24 protein-coding genes, 1 pseudogene and 2 riboswitches are annotated in these 25,377 nt (G+C 36.4%); of the genes and pseudogenes, 5 read left to right on the top strand and 20 right to left on the bottom strand.

The genetic code is table 11. The features are described 5' to 3' along the window. Window positions 1–205: 205 nt before the first annotated feature. The 3 genes from ACN6MX_RS05820 (at window position 206) to ACN6MX_RS05810 (ending at window position 1,872) form a co-directional block, all read left to right on the top strand. Window positions 206–862: a glycoside hydrolase family 16 protein gene (locus ACN6MX_RS05820; protein WP_419961702.1), complete on the top strand. Its 657-nt coding sequence runs from the start codon at window positions 206–208 to the stop codon at window positions 860–862. A gap of 115 nt (window positions 863–977) precedes the next feature. Further along, a complete protein-coding gene (locus ACN6MX_RS05815) occupies window positions 978–1,619 on the top strand; it encodes a glycosyltransferase family 2 protein (protein WP_419961701.1) in 642 nt (213 codons plus the stop codon). 19 nt (window positions 1,620–1,638) lie between these two features. After that, the gene (locus ACN6MX_RS05810) at window positions 1,639–1,872 is read left to right on the top strand and encodes a glycosyltransferase (RefSeq protein ID WP_419961700.1); all 234 of its coding nucleotides are present in this window, start codon (window positions 1,639–1,641) and stop codon (window positions 1,870–1,872) included. Between the two features lie 413 nt (window positions 1,873–2,285). Here the strand turns inward: ACN6MX_RS05810 and ACN6MX_RS05805 are convergent, their stop codons facing one another. After that, window positions 2,286–3,071, bottom strand: coding sequence for an SDR family NAD(P)-dependent oxidoreductase (locus ACN6MX_RS05805; protein WP_419961699.1), 786 nt, complete (start codon window positions 3,069–3,071; stop codon window positions 2,286–2,288). A 196-nt stretch (window positions 3,072–3,267) separates the two neighbouring features. Here ACN6MX_RS05805 and ACN6MX_RS05800 point away from each other — a divergent pair, with 196 nt between their 5' ends. Next, entirely contained in the window at window positions 3,268–3,591 is a 324-nt protein-coding gene (locus ACN6MX_RS05800; RefSeq protein ID WP_419961698.1) for a DUF3889 domain-containing protein, read from the top strand. Window positions 3,592–3,712: 121 nt separating this feature from the next. Here ACN6MX_RS05800 and ribE (ACN6MX_RS05795) read toward each other — a convergent pair whose 3' ends face one another. The 5 genes and pseudogenes from ribE (ACN6MX_RS05795) to ACN6MX_RS05775 form a co-directional block, all read right to left on the bottom strand. Next, window positions 3,713–4,177 (bottom strand): 6,7-dimethyl-8-ribityllumazine synthase, encoded by a 465-nt coding sequence (ribE, locus tag ACN6MX_RS05795; RefSeq protein WP_419961697.1) that lies wholly within the window; start codon window positions 4,175–4,177, stop codon window positions 3,713–3,715. 36 nt (window positions 4,178–4,213) lie between these two features. Beyond that, a pseudogene (gene ribB / locus ACN6MX_RS05790) lies at window positions 4,214–4,801 on the bottom strand (3,4-dihydroxy-2-butanone-4-phosphate synthase); the annotation flags it as partial. Window positions 4,802–4,813: 12 nt separating this feature from the next. After that, window positions 4,814–5,449, bottom strand: a complete 636-nt coding sequence (ribE, locus tag ACN6MX_RS05785) for a riboflavin synthase (RefSeq protein ID WP_419961696.1) — start codon at window positions 5,447–5,449, stop codon at window positions 4,814–4,816. A 289-nt stretch (window positions 5,450–5,738) separates the two neighbouring features. Further along, window positions 5,739–5,870, bottom strand: a riboswitch (FMN riboswitch). A gap of 219 nt (window positions 5,871–6,089) precedes the next feature. Continuing rightward, a riboswitch (FMN riboswitch) is annotated at window positions 6,090–6,221 on the bottom strand. A gap of 176 nt (window positions 6,222–6,397) precedes the next feature. Next, complete coding sequence (locus ACN6MX_RS05780; RefSeq protein WP_419961695.1) at window positions 6,398–6,838, bottom strand: MarR family winged helix-turn-helix transcriptional regulator; 441 nt, start codon at window positions 6,836–6,838, stop codon at window positions 6,398–6,400. Window positions 6,839–6,851: 13 nt separating this feature from the next. Next, on the bottom strand, window positions 6,852–7,607 hold the full coding sequence (locus tag ACN6MX_RS05775) for an SDR family NAD(P)-dependent oxidoreductase (protein WP_419961694.1): 756 nt from the start codon (window positions 7,605–7,607) through the stop codon (window positions 6,852–6,854). 161 nt (window positions 7,608–7,768) lie between these two features. Here ACN6MX_RS05775 and ACN6MX_RS05770 point away from each other — a divergent pair, with 161 nt between their 5' ends. Then, window positions 7,769–7,993 carry a hypothetical protein gene (locus tag ACN6MX_RS05770; RefSeq protein ID WP_419961693.1) on the top strand — a complete coding sequence of 75 codons (225 nt, stop codon included), beginning with the start codon at window positions 7,769–7,771 and terminating at the stop codon, window positions 7,991–7,993. Window positions 7,994–8,052: 59 nt separating this feature from the next. On the opposite strand, the gene ACN6MX_RS05765 is transcribed toward ACN6MX_RS05770, so the two are convergent. The 14 genes from ACN6MX_RS05765 to ACN6MX_RS05700 form a co-directional block, all read right to left on the bottom strand. After that, the gene (locus ACN6MX_RS05765) at window positions 8,053–8,913 is read right to left on the bottom strand and encodes a YitT family protein (protein ID WP_419961692.1); all 861 of its coding nucleotides are present in this window, start codon (window positions 8,911–8,913) and stop codon (window positions 8,053–8,055) included. 142 nt (window positions 8,914–9,055) lie between these two features. After that, the gene (locus tag ACN6MX_RS05760; RefSeq protein WP_419961691.1) at window positions 9,056–10,522 is read right to left on the bottom strand and encodes a protein adenylyltransferase SelO; all 1,467 of its coding nucleotides are present in this window, start codon (window positions 10,520–10,522) and stop codon (window positions 9,056–9,058) included. Between the two features lie 144 nt (window positions 10,523–10,666). Next, window positions 10,667–11,860: an MFS transporter gene (locus ACN6MX_RS05755; protein ID WP_419961690.1), complete on the bottom strand. Its 1,194-nt coding sequence runs from the start codon at window positions 11,858–11,860 to the stop codon at window positions 10,667–10,669. 469 nt (window positions 11,861–12,329) lie between these two features. Next, entirely contained in the window at window positions 12,330–12,767 is a 438-nt protein-coding gene (locus ACN6MX_RS05750) for a RicAFT regulatory complex protein RicA family protein (RefSeq protein ID WP_419961689.1), read from the bottom strand. Further along, the gene (gene miaB, locus ACN6MX_RS05745; RefSeq protein WP_419961688.1) at window positions 12,767–14,314 is read right to left on the bottom strand and encodes a tRNA (N6-isopentenyl adenosine(37)-C2)-methylthiotransferase MiaB; all 1,548 of its coding nucleotides are present in this window, start codon (window positions 14,312–14,314) and stop codon (window positions 12,767–12,769) included. The genes ACN6MX_RS05750 and miaB overlap by 1 nt, the downstream gene beginning before the upstream one ends. Window positions 14,315–14,667: 353 nt before the next feature. After that, window positions 14,668–15,534, bottom strand: coding sequence for a 2-oxoacid:ferredoxin oxidoreductase subunit beta (locus ACN6MX_RS05740; RefSeq protein WP_419961687.1), 867 nt, complete (start codon window positions 15,532–15,534; stop codon window positions 14,668–14,670). Beyond that, complete coding sequence (locus ACN6MX_RS05735) at window positions 15,521–17,275, bottom strand: 2-oxoacid:acceptor oxidoreductase subunit alpha (RefSeq protein ID WP_419961686.1); 1,755 nt, start codon at window positions 17,273–17,275, stop codon at window positions 15,521–15,523. The genes ACN6MX_RS05740 and ACN6MX_RS05735 overlap by 14 nt, the downstream gene beginning before the upstream one ends. Before the next feature lie 272 nt (window positions 17,276–17,547). Continuing rightward, window positions 17,548–17,814, bottom strand: coding sequence for a stage V sporulation protein S (locus ACN6MX_RS05730; protein ID WP_419961685.1), 267 nt, complete (start codon window positions 17,812–17,814; stop codon window positions 17,548–17,550). 85 nt (window positions 17,815–17,899) lie between these two features. Next, window positions 17,900–18,697, bottom strand: a complete 798-nt coding sequence (locus tag ACN6MX_RS05725; RefSeq protein ID WP_419962566.1) for a TIGR00282 family metallophosphoesterase — start codon at window positions 18,695–18,697, stop codon at window positions 17,900–17,902. Between the two features lie 93 nt (window positions 18,698–18,790). After that, window positions 18,791–20,347 carry a ribonuclease Y gene (gene rny / locus ACN6MX_RS05720; RefSeq protein ID WP_419961684.1) on the bottom strand — a complete coding sequence of 519 codons (1,557 nt, stop codon included), beginning with the start codon at window positions 20,345–20,347 and terminating at the stop codon, window positions 18,791–18,793. A 1,010-nt stretch (window positions 20,348–21,357) separates the two neighbouring features. Further along, entirely contained in the window at window positions 21,358–22,431 is a 1,074-nt protein-coding gene (gene recA / locus ACN6MX_RS05715; RefSeq protein WP_419961683.1) for a recombinase RecA, read from the bottom strand. A gap of 180 nt (window positions 22,432–22,611) precedes the next feature. Further along, a complete protein-coding gene (locus tag ACN6MX_RS05710; RefSeq protein ID WP_419961682.1) occupies window positions 22,612–23,868 on the bottom strand; it encodes a competence/damage-inducible protein A in 1,257 nt (418 codons plus the stop codon). 14 nt (window positions 23,869–23,882) lie between these two features. Then, on the bottom strand, window positions 23,883–24,461 hold the full coding sequence (pgsA, locus tag ACN6MX_RS05705) for a CDP-diacylglycerol--glycerol-3-phosphate 3-phosphatidyltransferase (protein WP_419962565.1): 579 nt from the start codon (window positions 24,459–24,461) through the stop codon (window positions 23,883–23,885). 53 nt (window positions 24,462–24,514) lie between these two features. Then, entirely contained in the window at window positions 24,515–25,372 is an 858-nt protein-coding gene (locus ACN6MX_RS05700; RefSeq protein ID WP_419961681.1) for a helix-turn-helix domain-containing protein, read from the bottom strand. Window positions 25,373–25,377 lie beyond the last annotated feature (5 nt).

The following is a 25,377-nucleotide window of genomic DNA, read 5'->3' as shown; positions in this document are numbered from 1 at the left end:
AATAAAAAATTACAAAGCTGTCACCTTTAACAAAATTTTTACGTTATGGAATAACCTTCCTAATTTACAAGTATACTACCTCTTGAAGAAGGAAGTGAGGTCGATTAGATATTTTATATTTATATTCATCATTTGTTTATATGGCTGTAGTGAGCAAATAATGCACCCTCAAAATTTAGATCCCAAGGAAGATCACATAATACAAGTGTCCCAAGAAAATTTCTCGACGGAAGAGATTCCAAATTATGATCAATACATTAAAAAGGGATGGGCTCTTACGTTTCAAGATGAATTTGATGGAACAGAAGTATCAACTAACAGATGGAACAAACTAAATTCTGGTTATAAAGATCACGGTAGACTTCATCACTATTTACCCGAGCAAGTTTTTAGTTCATCAGGAACTTTAAAATTACAAGTTGATAATAACCCATTTGAAAGCTTTCCATACCGTTCTGGTGCTGTCACCACTCAAGGACTGCACGAGCAACTATACGGAAAATTTGAAATTCGAGCAAGGCTACCTGAAGGTCAAGGATTTATACCTGCAATTTGGTTACTACCAAAAGATCATTCTGCTTTTCCTGAAATCGATATAGTCGAAATGCTAGGTCAACTCCCTAGTGAAATTTGGCATGTTGCACATAAAGGTCCAGGAGAACGGAATTGTGCTATGACAACTAACGTTGATGGAAGGGAATGGCACTTATACACCCTCGATTGGTCAAAGGATGAGTTAATTTTTTATATCGATGGAATTGAAAAGTTTAAGACTACTAATTTTGCAAATTCAGCAATGTATTTACTCATGAATGTCACGGTCGGAGGAGTTTGGGTGGGTGACCCGAACAATGAAAATTAGAAAGTTGGTTTAGTTTAATTTGATTTATTGGTCTACTGGTTTAACCATCATTTTTGTACTATATCTACTCTTACAACTAAAATATATTTACAGTTCCTTAAAAGGGACCAAAAAAATGAGCTCAATAAGTGATTTGAAAAAGATTTCTGTTTTGATTCCAGCATATAATGAAGAGCTTGTGCTATTACAATGTATACAAATTTGGCAAAGACTAAGTTACGAAAATAAAGAAGCAATATTTATAAATGATGGATCAACGGATAATACGATGGGCGTATTACACGATTTTCTGGAGTTATCTATCATTGAAAAAGGAATAACTAAGGATAGTACATCAGGAAAAATTTTGAATTTGTACCAAAGTAAGGAATTTACAGAAATTTATGTGATCGACCAGTTAAATGGGGGAAAATCAGTTGCTCTTAACACAGGTATCTCTATGGCAACTGGAGAAATTGTTATCACCCTTGATGCTGATTCTATATTAGAGAGTGATAGTCTTTCGGTAATTAATGAATCTTTCGCAGATCCAAAAGTGATTGCTGCTGGAGGAATGGTTCAAGTTGGACAATTAATTAATAGAAAAGGCAACATTATTTATGGCAAAAATTGGATTATTAAATATCAATTATCTGGTTATTTATCTTCTTTCTATGTACGTAAAGTAACACAAGCTAAGTTAAGTGTATTAGGAGTAGTTTCCGGAGCTTTCGGAGCTTTTCGTCTGAATATCCTCCAACAAATTGGGGGGGGATAAAGATACGCTCGGTGAAGATATGGAAATAACTTTTCGCTTGCAAAAAGTTATATATGAGCGGAAAATGGGAGAAAAAATGATTTTTGTTCCAGAAGCCGTTTGCTATACAGAAGTGCCAGAAGACTTTAAGTCACTACTATATCAACGAGTTCGTTGGCAAAAAGGTTTTTTAGATTGTATTAATTTATATAAAAAAGATTTTTTTATCAAAATAAGTAAAAGGTTTTCATTTTTTTACTATTTGAATCGATAGTTCTTAGCACCACAGGAATTACTGCTCTTTTTTTATTACCGATTTCTATTTACTTAGGCAATATATCAGCAATAACGATTCTATTAATATTTACTGCTTGGTCAAGTGAATTCATTTTAAGATTAGTAGCTGTTCAACGGGCTGGACATTATGGGTATACCTTTACTCCTAAGCAATGGTTCAAATTTGTTTTATTTACTATTTGGGAATCTGTAACATTTCGCTTACTTGACTCTTTGTTCTTTTTTTATGGTTCCATTCTTTATGTCTTTGGAAACAGGGGCAATTGGCAAAAGCTAAAAAGAAGTGAATCTGTAGTTTACACTGAAATGGAACCTATAAAAAAAGCAATTGCGTAAGTTCTTTATAGAAGAATCCGAATGGATAGGTATTCCATTCGGGTTCGTTTTTGTTTAAAGTGTTCCTCCAGAACCACCGTCTATATTAATAGATGTGCCGGTAACATAAGAAGCTGCTTCTGATACTAAAAAAGTAATAACATTTGCTGCTTCTGCTGTTTCACCAATTCGTTGGAGTGGAATCGAAGGACCTACTGCATTTCTAGAATATTCATCCCATGAAAGTTCAGGAGCTTCTTTTTTCCATTTTAATTCAATCTGATCGCTTCTGATTAAGCCAATGCAAACTGTATTGACACGAATATTATCCTTACCCAAATCTTTACTCATAGCTTTAGTCAAGGCCATTCCAGCTGCGCGACTTACTGTAGTTGGCAAAGAATTTGCAGGAGGCGTTTTCCCTAAAACTGCTGTGACGTTTACAATAGCACCTCCGCCCACTTCTCTCATATATGGAATTGCTGCTTTTGACGTATGTATTGCTCCAAATAATTTTAAGTCTAAATCCGTTTGCCATAATTCTGTATCCACTGATTCAAAAGGGTTAGCAGACGAAGTACCGGCATTATTGACTAATATATCAATTCGTCCATAATGATTTACCGTTTCTTGAATGATTGCTTTACATGCTTCCTCTTTTGTAATATCTGTAGGAACTATTAATACATCTGTTCCTGTTTCACTTTTAATAAACGCTGCTGCTTCTTTTAACTTTTCTTCACCGCGAGCGCAAAGAACTACATTCGCTCCCTCTTTCACTAATTGTAAAGCAGTTTGTAAACCTATTCCTTTACTTGAACCAGTTACTATCGCTACTTTTCCAGCTAATCCTAATTCCATTTTATTTCTCCTCTCTAACAGCTAGTCCTAGTTTATTATAAAACAAAATTAATATTTATCAGAATTATTGCTCACGTATATTTAAAGCTAGCATTATAAAGTGAATATAACCGATTAATAGATTTTAGCAAGTTAGATCATCTAGAATGATTTCCAGAGAATAACTCATCCTATAGAAAAGGAGATGAGATTAATTATGCAGAAAATTGTAATTGCACTCGGGCTTTTTGCTTCTACACATTCAGCTTCAACACATCTACCAACAATTGCTCCTACGCAACAAGAAATACCTTCCTATGCTAAATGGGGACAGCTCGCTATAAAAGAAACTAGGTCCAAATATCCCAATGCGAGAATTATTGACTACCTTCATGAGGGAAGTGAATCTAAAGAAAACTCTACAATTGAAAAATTTAGGCTATGGGTAAAAGACAGTGACAAAGAATTTGGAGTCTCAGTAAAAATTGAATATACGACCGAAACTGATGAGCTAGTTAATATTCAAATCCAAGAAATTTAGGACAATTCTTTAAGTATCATTTTATTCGTTGTTTTTATACAATACTCCCCATATTATCAAGAAAGCCAATTAGCAATTATACTGGTGATTGGCTTTCAATCCTTCCTTTATCGCTCATTTGTCACATTATCTTCAAAAGATTGGCCATCTCAATTGCAGAGATTGCTGCATCGTAACCTTTGTTTCCAGCTTTTGTACCTGCCCGTTCAATCGCTTGTTCAATGGATTCTGTTGTAACAATACCGAAAATAACTGGTACTCCAGTTTGTAAACCTACTTGAGCGATTCCTTTTGCCGCCTCATTGCATACATAATCATAGTGTGTAGTTGCTCCTCGGATTACAGTTCCAAGACCAATAACAGCATCGTAATTATGTGATTCAGCCATTTTTTTTGCAATAAACGGAACTTCAAAAACACCAGGAACCCAAGCAATTTCAATATTATCATCTGCTATTCCATGACGTTTTAATCCATCAATTGCTCCATCAACTAGCTTTGCATTTATAAAATCGTTAAATCGGCCAACAACGATACCTATTTTCAAGTCTGTTCCAATTAAATTTGCTTCTATAGTTTTTACCATTTTTTACTCTCCTTAGCTAGCTTTAATATTTATTAAATAACTTGATAATTCTTCTATCGTTACAACTTTTAATTGGAATTGTTGAGCAAATTCCAGTAAATCCGGTAAGCGTGCCATTGATCCATCATCTTTCATAATCTCACAAATTACACCTGCTTTTGCCGAAGCACATAGTGTACCAAAATCCACTGCTGCTTCCGTATGTCCACGTCTTTCTAATACTCCACCAGACTTTGCGATTAGTGGAAAGACATGTCCAGGTCGCTTAAATTGAAGTGCACTTGCTTGTGGATTAATGACTTGTAGCATTGTTTCTGAACGATCATAAGCACTAATACCTGTAGATGTGTTCTCATGATCAATCGACACAGTGAATGCAGTTTGATGAAAATCTGTGTTGTTAGAAACCATCGGATGTAATTGCAATTCCTGTGCGATTTCCTCATGAATTGGCATACAAATCAATCCTCGACCATACTTTGCCATGAAATTAATATTTTCTGGTGTTGCAAATTCTGCTAAGCAAAGGAAATCGCCTTCGTTTTCGCGGTTTTCATCATCTACAAGAATAATGAGCTTTCCTTGTTTTAAATCCGTAATTGCTTCTTCTATCGTATTCAGCATGTTATTATCTCCTTAAAAACCGTTCTGCTTTAAAAAATCTTGTGTGATCGTCGATTCCTTTTTATTTGTAACGTATTGATGCATATACTTTCCAAGCATGTCACATTCAATATTGACTAGCTCACGCTCTTTTTTCATCCCTAGCACGGTCTCCTTATTTGTATGGGGAATTAGGGACACTGTTATTGTCGATTTATTTATTTCAAAAATTGTTAGACTTGTGCCATCAATCGTAATGGACCCCTTCGGTATACAAAAGTGAACTACTTCTTCAGGTACTTTAATATCGATATAAACTGCATTTGCGGTTGGACGCTTCTTCAACATTGTTCCGACTCCGTCAACATGCCCTGAAACGAAATGACCACCAAATCGACCATTTGCTGCCATTGCTCTTTCTAGGTTGACAGCTGAACCACTGTTTAATAAATTGGTTGTAGTCGCTTGAAACGTTTCTGGCATAACATCTACTGTAAACTCGGATTGTGAAAAGTCGATTGCTGTTAAACAAACACCATTCACTGCGATGCTATCGCCTAATTTTATGTCTTCTAAAATTCGTTCTGCACGGATAACAAGCTGCATACTGCTACCAATTTTTTGGACGTTCTTTACTGTGCCTAGCTCTTCAATAATTCCTGTAAACATTGCTTCCTCCTTTTACTTAGTATTTTAAGGCGAAAATCATAAACCTCATAAAAAGTGAAACTTCAATCAGTGGGGGTTTTTCTTCATCCACTGATTGTTAGTTGAACCATTCGGGCTTTTACGGGCAGTTATCTCCCATATGTTTTGTTGCTTGAGCCAAGGCCTTGAAGTAGAAGTCTTACTGCCCGTTAAAGCGGGAAAAATAAAAAACTCCGTACACTTAAGTGTCGGAGAAAAATTAGGTAGATTCAAATAAACCTTTTGTCATTATTTCTCAAAAAGCATTGAACTACTCCTTCTCCCATCCAGACTGTAACTGTCGGCTTTGGATTCACACCAAATCATGCGTTTTACGGCTCACAGGCTTTAAGATTTCTCTCTTACTGTCGATTGGGACTTTCACCCGACCCCGAAGGATAAATATTCAATTTTGAAAAGTACAAGCACCTATGCTTTGGAAGTCAGTCTAAGTGCGACCTTTGCCTTTATTCGCAAGTCTGAAATGACTCAGGCGGGCTAGGCGCTGTAGCTAGACATTAAAAAACGCATCCAAAATTTATCGGATGCGAGAGAAGTTATACTTTAATAAGCCCTTTCGTTGCGATTTTTTAGCATAACTAAAAAACCCTATCAATAGGACTTACTCCTTCTCCCATCCAGACTGTAACTGTCGGCTTTGGATTTACACCAAATCATGCGTTTTACGGCTCACAGGCTTTAAGATTTCTCTCTTACTGTCGATTGGGACTTTCACCCGACCCCGAAGGATAAATTATTTAACTGACATTAGGATAGCAAGTTTAGAAATTATTTGCAAGGAAGTTAGTTTTTTTTCCAATGAATGACCCTTATCTAAAAAATCAAAAAATACGAAAACGATATAATAAAACGCCAATTCCCTAATTTAAAGGAATTGACGATTTATAACTTTGTGTTAATAGAAGAAGATTATATAGATAATCTTTTATTTTTCATGCCATTTAATATTTTTTTCTGTATGCTTAAGTATTGGGCAAGTTCCTCCTCCGTTAAATCTTCAAATAATTCCACATATATTTCTTCCCCAAGTTTTTGTGCTTCAATAAGAGCTGATTGACCTTTAGCAGTTATCTTCAGATGGATTGTCCTGCGATCTTCTTCATCATACAGTCGTTCAGCAAGCTCAAATTTCACAAGCTTTGATGAAATATTGGTTATTGCACCTTTTGAGTACTGTAGAATATCAGCTAATTCACTTTGTTTTTTTGGTCCATTCGTACGCAACTGCGCTAGTACTAAAATGGCTGATATTCCAACTGGATATGCAAACTTAGAGGAAAATTTGACAATATTTTCGTTGGATATTAATTCGCTTGAATGAATAAGTTTAAATAGATTTGTTTTTTCCATAAAAATCACTAATTTAGCGAAGCATGATGGATCCGCCATCCACCATCATTGTTTGACCTGTTATATACCTCGAGTCCTCACTTGCCAAAAATACGGCTACGCGACCAATATCCTCTTCTACATCACCAAAGCGACCCATTGGAATTTTACTTACGACGGATTGATAATATTCAGGTTGTGCTTGTGCCCATGCTTGTACTCCTTCTGAGTTTGCAAGCGGACTAATGATATTTACATTAATACCGAAACGACCCCACTCATTTGCTGCAACACGAGATATCCCACGAATTGCTTCTTTTGCAGCTGCATAGGCCGCTTGTGTTTCATGACCGGCCAGCCCTGCTCCAGAAGCAAAGTTAATAATATTTCCTTTTGTTTCTTTTAGATAGGGAAGTGCTGCCTGCATCAAATAGAATGTAGGATAGAAACCAGTACCAAATGATAGATCTAGATCAGCTTGTGTAATGTTCTCGATCGTCAATTGTTTCGATGCATGCGCATTATTTACAAGTACATCTAACTTACCGTATTTATCAATAACTGTTTTAATAATATTCGGTAAGTTTTCACGATCCATAAGATTTGCTTTTACAAACATAGATTTTGGAGAAATTTCTTGCAATATTTTTTCACTTGCATGACCTGTCTCATCATTCACATCTACAATCGCAACGATTGCTCCTTCTTTCACCATCGCTTTTGCCATACCTAGCCCAATTCCACCAGCACCACCAGTAATAATTACAACTTTGTCTTGAAGTTTACTCATTCGTAACACTCCTTTAATAAATTTATTTATATTCCAAATATAGTTTAACAGTAAACTATTTATCCGTAAACTAATGTCCTTTATAACTTTTCAAAGTTCTATATCTTTTAGAAAATCATAAAATACATAGATTCAAAATTATAATATAAGGGGAAATGGAAATGTTTGCAGTTCATTTTATGGAGAAAAACATAATTGTTTTAACTCAAGTATTGAGAGATATTCCTAAAGTCGATGACGAACTAAAAATCAAAGGGCGAAAAGGCAAAGTGATTAGTGTTCAAGAAACAGAAGAAAATGGTATCCATGTACTAGTAGAATTTGAAAAAGTCGTGGAAAAAAGTAAAGCTTCTATAAAGGATCTTGGGAAGAAAAAACGAAAATAATTTTCGTATAAAAAACACCCGTTAAATCACTTAAATAGTCATTTAACGGGTTTATTGTATTAATGAATATCGCGTTTTTTGAAGCTCCCGCCTCTGACTTCTGCGACATCTGTGATTACAACAAAAGCACTAGTGTCGAATTCTTTTATAATCGTCATTAATTTGGTTTCTTCCATACGAGTGATTACACATGTGACAATATCTATTTTTTCATTGGAAAAACCTCCACGACCACTAGAATAGGTTACACCACGTCCTAAACGATCCTGAATTGCAGACCCGATCTCCTCAGATTGTTTACTAACAATACGAACAGATTTGGACTTTTCAAGACCAACTTGAATAACATCAATAACAATTTTAGCTATGTAATAAGTAGTAGCAGAATACAGTGCACTTTCTAATCCATATATAAAACCTGCACCTATGAAAATAAACGCATTGATAAATAAAATAATGTCCCCTACTGAAAACGGTACTTTTCGAGATACAAGGACCGCGAGAACTTCGGCTCCATCAAGTGCACCACCGTTACGTAGGACAACCCCGATACCAACACCTAGCAAAACACCCCCAGATATTACTACTAATAAGGGATCCTTGGCACTTAAAATTGGCGCAATTTGATGCATTAGAACTGTAGAAATCGATAATGATGCTATCCCAATAATACTCATTATTGCAAAGGTTTTACCGACTTGTTTATACCCCAAGTATACAAACGGAATATTTAACACAAATAATAATACCCCTAATGGAATATTAAATAGGTACGTACCCATAATACTAACACCTGTTACTCCACCATCAATTACTGAATTGGGTATTAATACTGCTTCTAGTGCATAACCAGCAATTGCTGCACCAATTATAATCATAATTATTTTACGGATTGTATCCGCCACTTTGGTCGTTTGCATTCGTTTGAAAAACTCCCTTTTGATAAAAAGATTGAACATAGATTGTTCATTTAATAATTTTAAAGAAAAAATAGCTTGGTTACAAGTCATAATAGACAAGCCTGTGAACTAAAAAAGTTTACAAGCTTGTCTTTCACTTTTATTAGGTTCCACAAAATGTTTTATACTCTCCTAAGGTATCTGGAGGCAAGGAAGTATATTCCATATAATCGGAATTATAATCGTAAGGTCTAGAAATTACTTTAAGAAAATTCTCTAGTACACTATAGTCTTCTTTGACCACTGCTGCTTCAAGTGCTTCTTCTACACGGTGATTACGCGGAATGACAACAGGATTACTTTTTTGCATCAGTCGCTGGATGAAGTCTTTAGACACGTCCTGTTTTTCCAGTCTTGCTTGCCATTTTTCATGCCATTGATTGAAATCTTCTTTGCCATACAAAGCAGTTTCTTCTAATTTACTAAGTGTCAATGCACGGAATGTATTAGTATAATCTGCCTCGTATTTATCCATAAGTTGAAGCAAATTTTCAATTAACGAAATATCGGCTTTTTCTATATTAAAAATCCCTAGCTTATTTCCCATTCCTGTTAGCCAGTATGTTTCATATTTTTCTGGATAAGTTGCCATCGCTTCTTGCGCTTGTTTCACAGCCTCTTCCTGGTCTTCATGAATAAGAGGTAATAAGCTTTCTGCCAATCTTGCTAAGTTCCAAGCTGCAATATTCGGTTGATTTTCATAGGCATAACGGCCATGGGAATCGATTGAGCTAAATACGGTTTTAGGGTTATAAATATCCATAAACGCACACGGCCCATAATCGATTGTTTCGCCACTTATCGTCATGTTATCTGTATTCATCACTCCATGTATGAAACCAACAAGTTGCCATTTAGCTATCAAAACGGCCTGATGTTCAATTACTTCTTGGAGCAATAGAAGATATCGATTTTCATTATCCATTAATATTGGATAATGTCTCTCTATTGCATAATCTGCTAAAGCTTTAAGATCCTCTATAGTGCCCCATTTTGCAGCAAATTGAAATGTGCCAACTCTCAGATGACTAGCAGCTATACGCGTCATTACAGCACCAGGCCCAACTGTTTCTCGCATAATGTCTTCACCAGTAGTTACAACAGCTAAACTACGAGTTGTTGGAATACCAAGGGCATGCATAGATTCACTAATAATATATTCACGTAGCATTGGTCCAAGTCCTGCTCGACCATCTCCCCCTCGAGAATATGGTGTCCTACCCGAGCCTTTTAACTGTATGTCAAATAGTTCTCCTGAGGGCGTAATTTGTTCACCAAGCAACAGAGCTCTTCCATCACCTAACATAGTAAAATGTCCAAATTGATGCCCGGCATAAGCCTGCGCTAATGGTATACCGCCTTCTAATGCACGATTTCCAGCAAGTTTTTCAACACTTTGTCTACTTTTTAGAGCGTTAGAATCTAGCCCCAGCGAAGTTGCTAATTCCTCATTTAATATGACTAGTTTTGGATTGCTTACAGGATTTACGTTAATGGCTGTAAACATTATATCGGGAAGACTGGTATAGGTATTTTCCAAGTTCCAACCTACTTTTATATTATCTGTCATCGTATCTTCCTTCCTTTATAGAGATAAAAACAGACTTGTTACTTTTTCCATATTATTATACCCTTTACTTGGTGAAGATACGCTTTACTTGCCTATACTTGTCTATTAAAAAGAGAATGCCCATTAAAGGCATCCCCTGAATTACTATACAAATAATTTTTTATTCAAAAAAACAATTAAGGCTACAATAACCAATAGGAGACCTGAAATAACAAATACAGCCCTTATACCAACTAGGTCAGCAGTTATTCCTATAGCTAAAGCTGATACACCAAATATTCCACTACCTACAGTTCCAAGTGAAGTGTATACAGTAACAAGTTTTTCTATAGAAACACTTCGTTGAATAACTGTTTGCTGTGGGATATTTTTTACTTGACTGAATAGACCAATACATGCCGAAAGAATTAAAGCAATTGCTGGATGACTAATAGAGCCGAATATTATCGTCAGCACCCCACTTATCAAAGCGCCGAAAAAGATAAAATAAAATTTATATTGTTCTACCATTTGAGGATATTTTAAACAGTAAAGGCTTCCTACCAAAAATCCTATAAAAAACGATCCATTTATATAGCCCCACCATTGTTCTCCTGCTACTAGTACCTGCTCCACATATACGTAAAGAATTGCTGCAATCCATACAGTCCCCGCTATTGTCTCTATGATATCCATCTGTATGATCTTTCTTAATACTGGCGTGTCACCTATACTTCTCCATCCTTCAGTGAGTTTTGACCAAAAGGTAGCCTCTTTTTCGTCGACATGTTTTACGTGCTGAAGAAGACTTAAAGTTATGGTAGATATTAAAAATAAGAAACTGACCAACATGATTAAGTTAAAAGGACTAACAGCCAGAAGTAACAATCCTCCAAAAAGCCAAGCAGCTATTTGAATCATTTGTGTAACTGTTTCTACCATGCTATTTGCCTTAACAAGCAAAGCATCCTCTACATAATAAGGTAAAAACGTCCACATAACAGGATTAGCAAATCCATCTAAAAAACCAATTAATCCTACTAGAAAGTAAATGATCCAATAATTCGTATCATTTATAAAAGCGTATACCAATATTAGTAGTCCAATCAATAATAGGGTTTTTATCCCTTGAGACCAGACTAACAATGTTTTTAAACGATATTTCCCAAGAAATAATGGTGTTAATAAGCTAGAAAGAAACATTGCTGAAGTAATTGTAAACGGAACCATGGCTGAGGCTGCTGCTGATCCAGTTAATCTGTATAAAATACTAATTACACTAACTATATAAAATACATCCCCAAGATTGGCTATAGATTGCCCTGATACTAATAAAATAAAATTCTTATTTGATTTCATTATAATCCCCCATATTAAATTTCACGTTCTTTTAACATGATTTATGGGTTCAGATTGGACAATTCATAGACCAAGCTCCTTTTTCAAGCAAGTAGAAGAAACTAAGGGGGATTTGCAAAGTTCCTTCATTTCCTCGCATCATTTTTCCAAGTTATGTCATTTTTAATGTTAATCAACCATTCGTTTTTTATACACTATAGCTGTAAATATTTAGACTATCAATTCCCAAATGACAATTACAGCCAGTTTTGAAAAAAACATCGCCGAATCCTGCTCCCTATTTTGTAGCAAGTTCGACGAGCTGAAAAGCATATATTCAGCTATATGCTTTTCAGCTTAAATTTTAGTGACATATATTAAACCTTAATTCTATCTATCTTATTTCTATTATATAATTTTATACTTTCTTTCAAAAAAAAGCATACATCTAATCGTTTTAAGATTAAATGTACGCTCTATTTATTTCTAATTATGAACAGCTATCGTATGTTGTATTTTTGACTTTCGAACCAGTTTCGCCTCTAAGTAGGTCGCCATCTGTTGCTTCAATAATTTGGTTAGTTACATTATTAGAAATTGAATTTGCCACTAATTGTAGTAGACTATTTACGTCACCTTGAGATTGTTTGAATTGTTGTACAATTGGAAGGCCATCAATTTCTTCTTCGATTGCTGTAATTTTACCTTCAATTAATGTCAGTGCCTTCTCTTTCCCTAAGTGTTGAAAGTTTACTGCTTGTTTTTGTAAGCTTTTAAGACTTGCTATTTTTTCACGTACCTTTGTATTTTCATTGATTTGCTCTTCTGCACGTTTGAAGAATTCAACTTCCTCTGTATTTGCAATCATAGTTGCAATTTCTTTTGCTTTTTCGATAATATCGTCTCTAGTATATTTTGTAGTAGACATTATACTCCCACCTTTTGCTCGATTGTTTCATTTACTAGTTCTCCAGTAAGTGACCATGTTTTTGCGTTTGTTATTTTTACTTTAACTATTTGACCGATGATATTCTTTGGACCCACAAAATTTACTAGCTTACTTTTGCTTGTATATCCTGCAAGTACATCTGGATTATTTTTACTTTCGCCTTCGACTAAAACTTCCACAATTTGTCCATCATATTTTCTCATAGCTTCAGCAGACATATCATTTACAAGCTTATTTAAACGCTGAAGTCTTTCCTTTTTCACTTCCATCGGTACGTTATCTATCATTTTTGCAGCTGGCGTACCTTCTCTTGGAGAGTATATATACGTATAGGCAATTTCGAAGCCAACTTCTTTATACAGTGACATCGTTTCTTCAAATTGTTCCTCTGTTTCATTTGGGAATCCAACAATTATGTCTGTTGTTAACGAAACATTTGGAATAGCAGCCTTTATCTTTCCAACTAGCTCTAAATAATGTTCTCTTGTGTATTTACGAGCCATTATTTTAAGTATATCGGATGATCCGGATTGAACTGGAAGATGAATATGATCGACTAAATTTCCGCCTTTTGCAAGCACTTCGATTAAATGATTATCAAAATCTCTTGGATGACTAGTCATAAAACGTATGCGCGCAACGTCAATCTTCCGAAGATCATCCATTAAATCACCAAAACGGTAATCTAAATCTTCAAAGTCCTTTCCATATGCATTTACATTTTGACCAAGTAATGTAACTTCTTTGTATCCTTGCGCAGCTAGATGTCTTATTTCCTGAATTATATCTTCTGGACGGCGACTGCGCTCTTTCCCACGTGTGTATGGAACGATACAATATGTACAGAATTTATCGCAGCCGTACATAATGTTGACCCATGCTTTAATCGAACCTTTACGTACACGCGGCAGGTTTTCTATAACGTCACCTTCTTTAGACCAAACTTCCACAACCATTTCTTTTGAAAGGTATGCTTCGTGTAATATGTTAGGAAGACGGTGAATATTATGCGTTCCAAAAATCATATCTACTTGATTGTAAGTTTTTAATATTTTATTGACAACTGATTCTTCCTGCGACATACATCCGCAGACTCCGATTAATACATCCGGATTTTTTTGTTTTAAATGCTTAAAGTGACCAAGCTCACCAAATACTTTGTTTTCAGCATTTTCACGAATGGCACAAGTATTAAGTAATACAACATTAGCATCATCAACAGTGTCAGTTGGTTCATAACCTAGTTGCATAAAGATACCCGCCATCACTTCAGTATCATGCTCGTTCATTTGACAGCCGTATGTGCGTATATAAAATTTTCTGTTTTGACCCATGCCTTTAAATTGCTCTGCAATAGCAAAGTCGTTATGGTATTCAACATCTTCTTTGCCACGTTTTTTCGCATCTTTTAATGATGGTGGAGTGTAGACTGCTTGAAAATATTTACTATAATCCTTTTCGGATTTTTTATCCAAAGAGCTAACTTCTTTCACTTGAGTACTTTGTAAACGTGATTCCTCGTTCATAAGAACTCTCCTTTCCTTCATTCGTGAAAAGTACGAATATCCCTCCTATTATACTGAATATTTCTCTGTTCCTACAAGGCATTCAGCTTAAAATTTCTTAATTAGACAAATTATGTTCATATTATTGGTGTATTGAGGTGGTTGGTAGCAATTATGGGCTATTTTTCATACTTGAGGGCTATATCAGAATATATAAGGGCTATACTTATGTCCATTTATAGGTACTTAGTGTTTATAGGTTATTTTTTAATTTTTATGAGCCGTATTTCAATATTTATGGGCTATCACACAGGAAAATAGCTAAAAAATTAAAAAAAGCTCATGAACTTTAAAATTCATGAGCTCGAATATTATCACATAAAATCTTGTAGTAATGCATTGAATTCCTGTTCACTCATCTTTAAATTTTGATCGACAAGTGGTGCATTAGCATAGCCAGGAACCTGTTCTTGGTAGGATGGTGCATTTTCATCTTGATAAATGATACCTGTTACAAGACCTTCTGCTTCCATTACTACTTTCATAGCTTCTTCTCTATTAGTAGAGTCATATCCTTCCACATTAGAAAGCTTTGTTAGATGTTCTTTAAACCAATCATACGTATTTACTTTGTTATATGTTACACATGGGCTAAATACATTAATGAACGAGAAACCTTTATGATTGATCCCTGCTTCGATAATAGCAGTTAGCTCTTTAATATCCGAAGAAAATCCTTGTGCTACAAATGTTGCGCCAGACGTAAGAGCAAGTTCTAATGGTTGAACGGATGGTTCAATTGCTCCACCAGGAGTTGACTTCGTTTTAAAGCCTTCTGCTGAACGTGGGGATGTTTGTCCTTTTGTTAATCCGTAGATTTGGTTGTCCATAACCACATATGTTATATCAATATTACGGCGGATAGAGTGGATAGTATGACCCATCCCAATTGCAAACCCATCACCATCACCGCCGGAAGCGATAACATGCAGATCTTTGTTGGCCATTTTCAATCCTTGCGCTATTGGAAGTGCGCGACCGTGAATGCCATGAAAACCGTATGAATGAATGTATCCAGAAATACGGCCAGAACAGCCGATACCAGAAATTACAGCTAAATCATGTGGTTGAATGCCTACATTTGCCGCAGCACGTTGAATGGCTGCCTGCACCGAGAAGTCACCACAACCTGGACACCAGTTAGGCTTTACGTTATTACGAAAATCTTTAAATGTTACCATCTGTTAGCAACTCCTTTACTTGTTGTGCAAGCTCTAATGGTAGAAATGGTGTGCCATCATATTTCGTAACACTTACTAATTTATCATGACCGCCAACATTCATTTTAATGATATTTGCTAATTGCCCTGTTGCGTTATTTTCGACTACTACCACTTTTTTTGCTTTCCCAACTAGCGTTTGCATTTCTTCCACTGGGAATGGATGTATTAAGCGAATATGTGCATGATTTACTTTAACATCACTTTCAATTAGTGTTTGCTGTAATTCTTCAAGCACTCCTCTAGTTGAGTTGAAGCCAACAAATAGTATATCTGCTTCTTCGTATGGTGCCTTTACATATACAGGCTCTCTGAAGTTAATATGCTGAAGCTTCCCTAAACGTTTATCCATTTGAGCTTTACGATTTGTAGACGCTTCCGATGGCTTACCTGTTTCATCATGCTCTACTCCAGTTACATGATGAATAGCATGCTCCATACCTGGTAGGACACGTGGGGAAACGCCGTCTTCGGTTACTTCATAACGCTTGAAGTACGATTTATCTTCCGCTACTGGGATCTCTTCATTTTCTACTAATTTACCACGACGGATTTCAACTTTAGAATAATCAAATGGCTCCACTGTTTGTTTACCAAGTGACAGTTGTAAATCGGACAAGATAATTACTGGAAGCTGCAATTCCTCCGCAATATTGAATGCTTGAATAGTATCGTAGAAGGCTTCTTCTCCAGTACTTGGTGCAATAACTACTTTTGGAATTTCTCCATGAGTCCCATAAATCATTTGCATTAAATCGGATTGCTCCTGTTTCGTCGGAAGTCCCGTTGATGGTCCACCGCGTTGTGTATCTACAATTACAAGCGGTTGCTCGGTCATACCTGAAAGACCGATTGCTTCCATCATCAATGAAAGTCCTGGCCCTGCTGACGCCGTAAATGCACGCACACCACCATAGTTTGAGCCAATTGCCATTGTAGCAGCGGCAATTTCATCCTCTGTTTGAATAACTGCTCCACCAAATAGTGGTAGTTTTTTAATCATATACTCCATAATTTCAGAAGCTGGTGTGATCGGATATGCCGCCATAAAACGAACACCTGCTGTTAATGCGCCAAGTGCAATTGCATCATTTCCTATCATAAACATTCGGTGTTTTCCGTCTGCTGGAGCTATCTCCCATTCTCCTAAACGATCTCCCAACTGTTCAGCCATTGTATCAAAGCCTTGTTGAATAGCTTGCATGTTTTTTTCTACTACTTCTTGTCCTTTTTTTCCAAAAATTTCATCAACCACACCTTGGAATACAGCTTTGTCCAAGTTAAGTAATGCGGCACTAGCGCCAATTGCTACCATGTTTTTCATAAGAGATGTTCCAAGCTCTGCAGCTATCTCTGTGAAAGGGACGATATACATAGGTGCCTTACAATCTTCAGGTTCTACTGGTGAGAATTTTGCATCTGCCAGAATTATACTTTTTTCAGTTAACTCTTTATAATTGACGTCAATTGTTTCTTGATCAAATGCTACTAAGATATCTAAATCATCTGGAATTGTACGAACTTGCGTAGGACGTACACAGATTTTATTGTTTGTATGGCCACCTTTAATTCGAGAAGAGAAATGACGGTATCCGTACAGATAGTATCCTAGGCGGTTCATCGCCATGGAGAATATTTCTCCTGTACTTTCAATCCCCTCTCCTTGCTGCCCTCCTACTTTCCAAGAAAGCTGTTGCAACATATAAACATCTCCTTACTGTTCGATTAAATGCTAATTTCCTTCATAAGTTTATCATGAAGTAGCGTTTATCACTATGTATTCTCCGTATTTTTATAGAAATTCAGACCTTTGACGGAGGCCAACAGGATGTTGGTCACGAAGGCATTGCCGCACGAGGCAGCGCTTTTAGCCTTCGTTCCTTATAAACACTTTTTTCTGTATTAATTCTATTAAAAAAATATTCTATCCCCTTAAAAAGAGAGGCTGCTACTCAATGAGCAGCAACCTCCCGTTTATTTGGATTTTTTTTCAACAAGTAACTTTAAAGCTGTTCGATCTTCACCAGATATGACAATATCGGTGAAAGCAGGTGAACAAGTTAGATCTGTTCCGCTTGGGGCTACGAATCCTCTTGCAATCGCTATCGCTTTGATAGCCTGATTTAATGCTCCTGCTCCTACTGCTTGCATTTCTGCATACCCTTGTTCTCTAATTACTGCAACTAATGCCCCAGCAACTGAATTTGGGTTTGAACGGGAAGATACTTTTAAAGAATCCACTATCATTTCTCCTTTTATCGCTATATTATGAACTTGCTTCTGGTCCATAACCTAACGTATGCGCAGAAGGAATCTTTTAGACTTTTTAGCCTTTAAACGGGTAATCTTCGTTTATATAAATCCGTTCTTGGTGTATTGCTTTCCCAGTGGTATTATCTACTTCTACGAAGAAACCACTAAGTACAGAACGCCCAGTCTTAGGTACTTCAAAACGAGTTGGCATATTCGTTTGGAAACGGTAAAGCACATCTTCTTTTTTCATGCCTAGAACACCATCGTATGGACCTGTCATACCAACGTCTGTAATATAAGCAGTACCTCCAGGTAATATACGAGAATCTGCCGTTTGAACATGGGTATGTGTTCCAACTACAACAGAAGCCTTTCCATCTAAATGCCAGCCAAATGCAATCTTTTCACTTGTAGCTTCTGCGTGAAAGTCAACAAAGACGATTGGTGATAATTTTTTTGCTTCTTCAACCATTTTTGTAGCCATTTTAAACGGATCATCATGTGGTGGTAAAAACGTCCGGCCATGCATATTAATCACTGAAATGGTATGCCCGCCTTTAGATATAGAGGTCATCCCTTTACCAGGAGCATCCTCCGAAAAGTTGGCAGGGCGGATTAAATAGTCCGTGTCATCAATAAAATCCATAATTTCTTTTTGATCCCAGGTGTGGTTACCCATTGTTACTACGTCTACACCCATATGAAGCAATGACTGAAAAATACTTTTCGTAATCCCACGACCTGCAGCCGCATTCTCCCCATTAGCAATAACTACATCCACATTATATTTTCTTTTTAGTCTTGGTAGATAATCTTCTAATGTATCGCGGCCAATAGAACCAACGATATCACCTATAAATAATATTCTCATTAATACTTCATTCCTTTCACGAAAAAAAGGCTTCATTTCGAAGCCTTTTTGTTAATACTAACTTATGAAACAGTTGAACACCATTACTGTATGTTATTTAGCATATTCTACAGCTCTAGTTTCTCTAATAACAGTCACTTTAATATGACCTGGATAATCTAATTCTTCTTCGATTCGTTTCCTGATATCTCTTGCCAAACGATGAGCAGTTAAGTCATCAATTTGATCTGGACGAACCATAATACGAATTTCACGTCCTGCTTGAATAGCAAAAGATTTTTCTACACCTTCATAGGATTCAGAAATTTCTTCTAGTTTTTCCAAGCGACGAATATAGTTTTCTAATGTTTCACTTCTTGCACCTGGTCTTGCAGCAGATAATGCATCGGCAGCAGCCACTAATACGGCAATAACAGAAGTAGCTTCTGTATCTCCATGATGGGAAGCAATACTATTAATAACTACTGGGTGTTCTTTGTACTTTCTTGCAAGTTCGACACCAATTTCTACATGGCTACCTTCCACTTCATGGTCAATTGCTTTCCCAATGTCATGTAGTAACCCTGCACGTCTTGCGAGTGTTACATCTTCACCAAGTTCCGCTGCTAACAACCCTGCTAAATAGGCAACTTCTGTTGAGTGTTTCAACACATTTTGACCATAACTTGTACGATAACGGAGTCTACCTAAAATTTTCATAAGATCTGGATGTAAATTATGAATCCCAATATCGAATGTAGTTTGTTCGCCAATTTCACGAATTTGTTCATCTACTTCTCTTCTAGACTTTTCTACCATTTCTTCGATTCGTGCTGGATGAATTCGTCCATCTTGCACCAGTTTTTCAAGTGCCAAACGGGCAGTTTCTCTTCGAATTGGATCAAAGCCTGAAAGAATTACAGCTTCTGGAGTATCATCGATAATTAAATCAATACCGGTTAACGTCTCAAGTGTACGAATGTTTCGACCTTCACGTCCAATAATGCGACCTTTCATCTCATCATTTGGTAAGTTAACTACAGACACAGTTGTTTCTGCAACATGATCTGCTGCAAAACGTTGTAACGCAAGGGAAAGAATCTCACGAGACTTTTTATCGGATTCTTCTTTCGCTCTAGATTCCGATTCCTTCGTCATCACAGCAATATCCGTAGCAAGTTCATTTTCTACTTCTTGAAGAATAATTGTTTTCGCTTCTTCTCGAGTTAAAGTAGAAATTCTTTCTAGTTCAGTTTGTTGCTTGTTAACTAGTTCATCCACTTTGCTTTCTTTCTGTTCGATATGCTGTTGTCTTTCAGTTAGAGCATCATCTTTACGCTCAAGACCTACTTCTCTCTTGTTTAGAGCATCATCTTTACGATCAAGGTTCTCTTCTCTTTGTAATAACCGATTTTCCTGTTTTTGCAGTTCGCCTCGGCGTTCACGGATGTCAGATTCTGCTTCATTTCGTAATTTGTGAGTTTCATCTTTGGCTTCTAAAAGTGCTTCTTTCTTCAACGCTTCCGCTTCTCGCTTTGCTTCATCTATGATGATTGCTGAAGATTGTTTCGCACCAGTCACTTTTGAATCGTTCACGTTTTTCAGATAAATATAACCAACAACGGCACCGACAATCAGACCAAGCAAAGCGGAGATGATAATTTCTGTCATTCGAACACCCCCTATTGCTATACTTTTTAGTTTCAGTCGGCACGTATATACAAAAACATATACGTAATGCCAATAATCATTTAATAATAAAGAAATTATACAATTTTAATTGTATAGATGTAGAAATACTCTGTCAAGGAAGGGAGGTATAATATATGAAAAGTAGGACAAAATAAACATCTGTTTATGGGTGTTTTCTTACTAATGGATAAATATACAATTAATTATTTGAAACTTACAGAAAAAAATTACAAGCTTCTTTCAAGATAAAAACCTGTTTCTATCATTTTTAGAGCTTTGGACCGCCGTTTTACTGTATGATTACCGAGTTAATTATTAGGATGCTGGTTTGTTGTGACGGACGTCACACAAACCAGCATCCTTTTTTCGGTAATCTTATGGTATTTGTCTGTCCATCGTTCTATAACTTTTAAAAAAAGTAAGATCGTTTTTGGGTAACTAAAGAAAAGATACTAACTATACCTTGGGAAGATGACAGTCTAAGTACGCGACATCGTGTCGCAACGACTGCCTGACCCACATCATATGGGCCTCGAAGATGCAATTGCGTTCGCTAATTCACTACTTTATTTAATACTAATTATTTCTCTTTAGTTCCACTAGTATTAAAGAAAATCTGCTTCCTTCAGCCATTTAAAATAATAGCATCTTAAATTCAACCGTGATTACAAATGTTTTTATCACTCTCTTAAATTTTACCAATCTTAACATTTAAGCGAAGCTATGCTATATTTCCGAGTGCAGTACGACTCACTCACTTAATTGATTGTAGTGGAAGGAGCTACTTCAGCGTATTAGCTTGAGCTGAAGACCCTCAGGAGCGCAGCAAACAATGAGGCTGAGGCCATGTCTGCGGTAAGCGTCCGCCTGAAGCGGAAATCGTAGCAGGATTATTATTTGTTTAATTATCATGAACCTAGTGTACAAGGAACATTTTTATATATTTTCAAAAAAATAGCCTCTCACAAAAATGAGAGACTATCTGGATTTTATTTTTCATCTTCTAATAATAATTCAAGTTCTCCGTCTTCTTCCTCTTCAACTTCATGACCGCCGATCGTTAAGGCGCTTGCTGCCATTCCAAGTGATTCACGGATTTTCCCTGTAATTTCTGCTTTAATAGAAGGATTTTCTTTTAAGTATTGTTTTGCATTTTCTCTACCTTGACCTATGCGCTCTTCATTGTACGCATACCAAGAACCACTTTTTTGAATAATGTCAAACTCTGATCCTATGTCAACTACTTCTCCTTCTTGAGAAATCCCCTCACCATACATAATATCTACTTCTGCAGTTTTAAATGGTGGAGCAACTTTGTTCTTCACTACTTTAATCTTCGTTTTGTTACCCATAATATCGGTGCCTTGTTTGATCGCTTCTGCACGTCTTACTTCTAAACGGACAGAACTATAAAATTTAAGCGCACGACCACCTGTTGTAGTTTCCGGATTTCCGAACATTACTCCAATTTTTTCACGAACTTGGTTGATGAAAATGGCGATTGTGTTTGACTTACTAATAACACCTGAAAGTTTACGTAATGCTTGAGACATTAGTCGAGCTTGAAGACCCATATGAGAATCTCCCATCTCTCCTTCAATTTCAGCTTTAGGTACTAAAGCAGCTACCGAGTCAATTACTAAAATCTCAATTGCTCCACTACGTACAAGTGCTTCTGCAATTTCAAGAGCTTGTTCTCCTGTATCTGGTTGAGATAAAAGTAATTCGTCAATATTTACACCAAGTTTTTGTGCATATACTGGGTCTAGCGCATGCTCGGCATCGATAAACGCTGCTGTACCGCCAGTTTTTTGTATTTCTGCAATGGCATGTAGAGCAACAGTTGTTTTACCTGAACTCTCTGGACCGTATATTTCAATAATACGTCCTCTTGGATATCCGCCTATTCCTAGCGCTGCATCCAATGCTAATGAACCACTAGAAGAAGTAGAAATTTCAAGATTTGTTTTTTCTCCTAGTTTCATAACAGAACCTTTGCCAAATTGTTTCTCTATTTGTTTTAACGCCATATCTAATGCTGCTTGACGATCATTATTAGCCAATTATATTTCCTCCTCAAAAGAAATGTTGATGTTTTTTTATTTCTATTCTTACTATACTCGGTCTTTGAGAAATTTACAAGAAAAAAGCGAACGTTCATTCGTTTATTTTTTGCAACTATTTAATTTTGAGTGTGAAAAACGACTCAAAATTAAATTTTGGGCCGTTTTTTTGTATCAAAATTATATTCCTGCTAATTTTTGTTCTCGTATTAAACGTATCAAGTAATAGATAGTAAACTTCACTGCCCTAATTCTATTCGTATTTCGTAAACCGGAAAGATTAAGTTTATATGATATAGACTTGGTCTCACCTATTGCGATTCCAATCCAAACTGTACCTGCCGGTTGCCCCCCATGACCATCAGGACCAGCCGCACCAGTGATACCTACTCCTATATCGGTGTGAAATATTTCTTTTACTCGAATTGCCATTTGCTCTGCACATTGACTAGAAACTACGGTGTATTTCTTGATAATATCAGCATCGACACCTAATTGCTTAATCTTCACGTCTTCTGAATAGGTTATCATTCCACCTACCAAAGCCTCTCCCATTCCTGGTACTGCAGCAAGCTCCGATTGAAAAAGTCCAGCAGTCATGCTTTCTGCAGCTGAAATGGTGAGATTATTTTCAATAAGGATCTCTCTTAGCTTCGATGGCAAAGAGTCATTATTATAACCATAAACAAATTTGCCAACACGGTTGAGTATTTCAGCTTGTAATGCTTCAATCTTTTTCCAAGCTTCTTCTTCCGAATTGCTTTTTGCCGTTATTCGAAGGGTAACCTCACCATCTGAGGCAAGCGGTGCAAGTGTAGGATTCGTTTGGTTATCTAGTAGATCCTGCACTTCTGTTTCCAATTCTGCTTCGCCTATGCCATAAAAACGAATAACATGGGACATAATTACATTTTCATCTAAAATAAGCTTAGGCAACAATGGCTTCGCTTCGAATTGGAACATTGGCTCCATCTCTTTTGGTGGCCCGGGAAGTAGCATATATGAATGACTTTCCGTAGAAAGTAACATCCCAGGTGCCATTCCATGTTTATTTTCCAGTACAGTGCAACCTTCTAAAACGAGCGCTTGTTTTTTGTTGTTTTCCGTCATTTTACGATCCATACGCTTAAAGAAATCTTCAATATACATAATTGCATGATTATCGAGCACAAGGTTCATACCTAAATGCTTAGCTATAGTTTCCTTCGTTAAATCATCTTTTGTAGGTCCTAATCCTCCTGTGAAAATAATAAGGTCTGCTCGTTTTTCTGCTATTTGAATCGATTCTAACAACCTATCCGCATTATCTCCGACTACCGTATGATAATATACGTCCAGACCGATCTCCGCTAGTTGAGTGGATATAAAACGGGCATTTGTATTAGAAATCTGCCCTAGTAATAACTCAGAGCCTATTGCAATAATTTCTGCTTTCATGAAGAACTTCCTTCCTACTTAGAATCTAATAACACCTTGCGATTCAAATAAAAATAATCCCATCCAGACCAAACCGTAAAGAATAAACAGACATATAGCATGATCATATCAAAAGGAATATGGAACATTTCAAAGAATATATTACCCAATAAAAGAGATGAAATCGCAACAATTTGTGTCCACATTTTTATTTTGCCTAATTGATTGGCAGCCACTACCTCGCCTTCATTCGCTAATATTAAACGAAGACCAGTCACTGCAAACTCACGGCTAATAATTAATATAACTACCCATGCTGGTGCCATTCCAAACTGAACTAAAATGATTAACGCAGCAGAAACTAATAATTTATCCGCTAGAGGGTCAAGAAATTTCCCCATATTCGTAACCAAGTTATATTTTCTAGCGTAATAACCATCGATAAAGTCCGTAATCGATGCAATTATAAAAATAATTGCTCCAACTAGATGTCCTACAGGAATTGTTGCACCCAGTAGTGTAATATCTCCCCAATTGAAGTCTACTAGCATAAAAAACATAAAAATAGGGATTAAAAATATACGAAACATAGAGATTTGGTTTGGTATATTCATTTTCATAAAAAAACTCCTTTCGATATCAAATAAAATAGCCATCACTAAGATGACTATTTGTTGAACTGTATTACTACGTTTTGAGTAACTTCTGAACTTTTAAATTCAACTACCTCATCATTTATTGTAACAGTGTTTCCAGGAGCGTGTCCAAGACGTACACGTACTCGAGATAATGCACTTGCATCAAATTCGAATGTTTCTCCAGCCTTTATCGATTGATCCACAAGGGTTTTGTCATTTTCATCCCTAATATTTAACCATGTAGTATTTGCTGCTACTAGTTTCACTAAATAGCTTTCCGCATTCGTTAAATTATATGTTGAAGTTACACCTTGCATTTCTACGAAAGTCAACTGCTGTGTAGGTTCCGGTTCTTCTACTACCTCTTCTACAGCTTCTTCCTCTACTGGCTCTTCTTTATCATCTGGTTGTATATTTTCATTGTCCTCAAACGTTGGTTTTGGTTCTTGAACCAACTCGTCGTTTGCAACTTCTGTTTCCGGATCATCTGCTCGATTTTGATATAAAAACCAAAACATTATGATAATTGCAATAACAAATACTACAACCATAACCATTGGGAAAATCTCCATTAGCTTGCTCGATGATCGTCCCCCTAAAGTCCTTCTAGATGGAGTTGCAGGAATACTTTTCGTTATTTCCTCATTTGATGGAGAAGGAATCTCTAGTTTATACGTTTCTAAAAGTTCGTCTCCATTTAATCCAACTGCCTCTGCATATTGTTTAATAAATGCACGAACGTAAAATGCACCTGGCATAGTTGCATAATTACCTTCTTCAATACCTGCCAAGTATCGTTTTTGAATTTTTGTTATTTCTTGTAAATCATCAATACTATAACCTTTTGCTACTCTCGCTTCTTTTAAGCGAGCCCCAAGTTCAGTCAACTAAA

It is taken from the genome of Psychrobacillus sp. BM2 (assembly GCF_048572895.1).
Classification (GTDB): Bacteria; Bacillota; Bacilli; order Bacillales_A; family Planococcaceae; genus Psychrobacillus.
The sequence above is the reverse complement of the archived record's forward strand: the minus strand, read 5'-3'. Positions and strand labels throughout refer to the sequence as shown.

What these genes read in the sequence shown, in the direction of transcription:
- ACN6MX_RS05735 (WP_419961686.1), bottom strand. Translation starts at nt 17,275, where the DNA reads ATGTTGCAACAGCTTTCTTGGAAAGTAGGAGGGCAGCAAGGAGAGGGG.
- miaB (WP_419961688.1), bottom strand. Translation starts at nt 14,314, where the DNA reads ATGAACGAGGAATCACGTTTACAAAGTACTCAAGTGAAAGAAGTTAGC.
- ribE (WP_419961697.1), bottom strand. Translation starts at nt 4,177, where the DNA reads ATGGTAAAAACTATAGAAGCAAATTTAATTGGAACAGACTTGAAAATA.
- ACN6MX_RS05775 (WP_419961694.1), bottom strand. Translation starts at nt 7,607, where the DNA reads ATGAGTAAACTTCAAGACAAAGTTGTAATTATTACTGGTGGTGCTGGT.
- ACN6MX_RS05765 (WP_419961692.1), bottom strand. Translation starts at nt 8,913, where the DNA reads ATGCAAACGACCAAAGTGGCGGATACAATCCGTAAAATAATTATGATT.
- ACN6MX_RS05725 (WP_419962566.1), bottom strand. Translation starts at nt 18,697, where the DNA reads ATGAGAATATTATTTATAGGTGATATCGTTGGTTCTATTGGCCGCGAT.
- ACN6MX_RS05740 (WP_419961687.1), bottom strand. Translation starts at nt 15,534, where the DNA reads ATGGTAACATTTAAAGATTTTCGTAATAACGTAAAGCCTAACTGGTGT.
- ACN6MX_RS05710 (WP_419961682.1), bottom strand. Translation starts at nt 23,868, where the DNA reads ATGAAAGCAGAAATTATTGCAATAGGCTCTGAGTTATTACTAGGGCAG.
- rny (WP_419961684.1), bottom strand. Translation starts at nt 20,347, where the DNA reads ATGACAGAAATTATCATCTCCGCTTTGCTTGGTCTGATTGTCGGTGCC.
- ACN6MX_RS05810 (WP_419961700.1), top strand. Translation starts at nt 1,639, where the DNA reads ATGGAAATAACTTTTCGCTTGCAAAAAGTTATATATGAGCGGAAAATG.
- ACN6MX_RS05800 (WP_419961698.1), top strand. Translation starts at nt 3,268, where the DNA reads ATGCAGAAAATTGTAATTGCACTCGGGCTTTTTGCTTCTACACATTCA.
- pgsA (WP_419962565.1), bottom strand. Translation starts at nt 24,461, where the DNA reads ATGAATATACCAAACCAAATCTCTATGTTTCGTATATTTTTAATCCCT.
- ACN6MX_RS05760 (WP_419961691.1), bottom strand. Translation starts at nt 10,522, where the DNA reads ATGACAGATAATATAAAAGTAGGTTGGAACTTGGAAAATACCTATACC.
- ribE (WP_419961696.1), bottom strand. Translation starts at nt 5,449, where the DNA reads ATGTTTACAGGAATTATTGAAGAGCTAGGCACAGTAAAGAACGTCCAA.
- ACN6MX_RS05750 (WP_419961689.1), bottom strand. Translation starts at nt 12,767, where the DNA reads ATGTCTACTACAAAATATACTAGAGACGATATTATCGAAAAAGCAAAA.
- ACN6MX_RS05815 (WP_419961701.1), top strand. Translation starts at nt 978, where the DNA reads ATGAGCTCAATAAGTGATTTGAAAAAGATTTCTGTTTTGATTCCAGCA.
- ACN6MX_RS05780 (WP_419961695.1), bottom strand. Translation starts at nt 6,838, where the DNA reads ATGGAAAAAACAAATCTATTTAAACTTATTCATTCAAGCGAATTAATA.
- ACN6MX_RS05770 (WP_419961693.1), top strand. Translation starts at nt 7,769, where the DNA reads ATGTTTGCAGTTCATTTTATGGAGAAAAACATAATTGTTTTAACTCAA.
- ACN6MX_RS05805 (WP_419961699.1), bottom strand. Translation starts at nt 3,071, where the DNA reads ATGGAATTAGGATTAGCTGGAAAAGTAGCGATAGTAACTGGTTCAAGT.
- ACN6MX_RS05755 (WP_419961690.1), bottom strand. Translation starts at nt 11,860, where the DNA reads ATGAAATCAAATAAGAATTTTATTTTATTAGTATCAGGGCAATCTATA.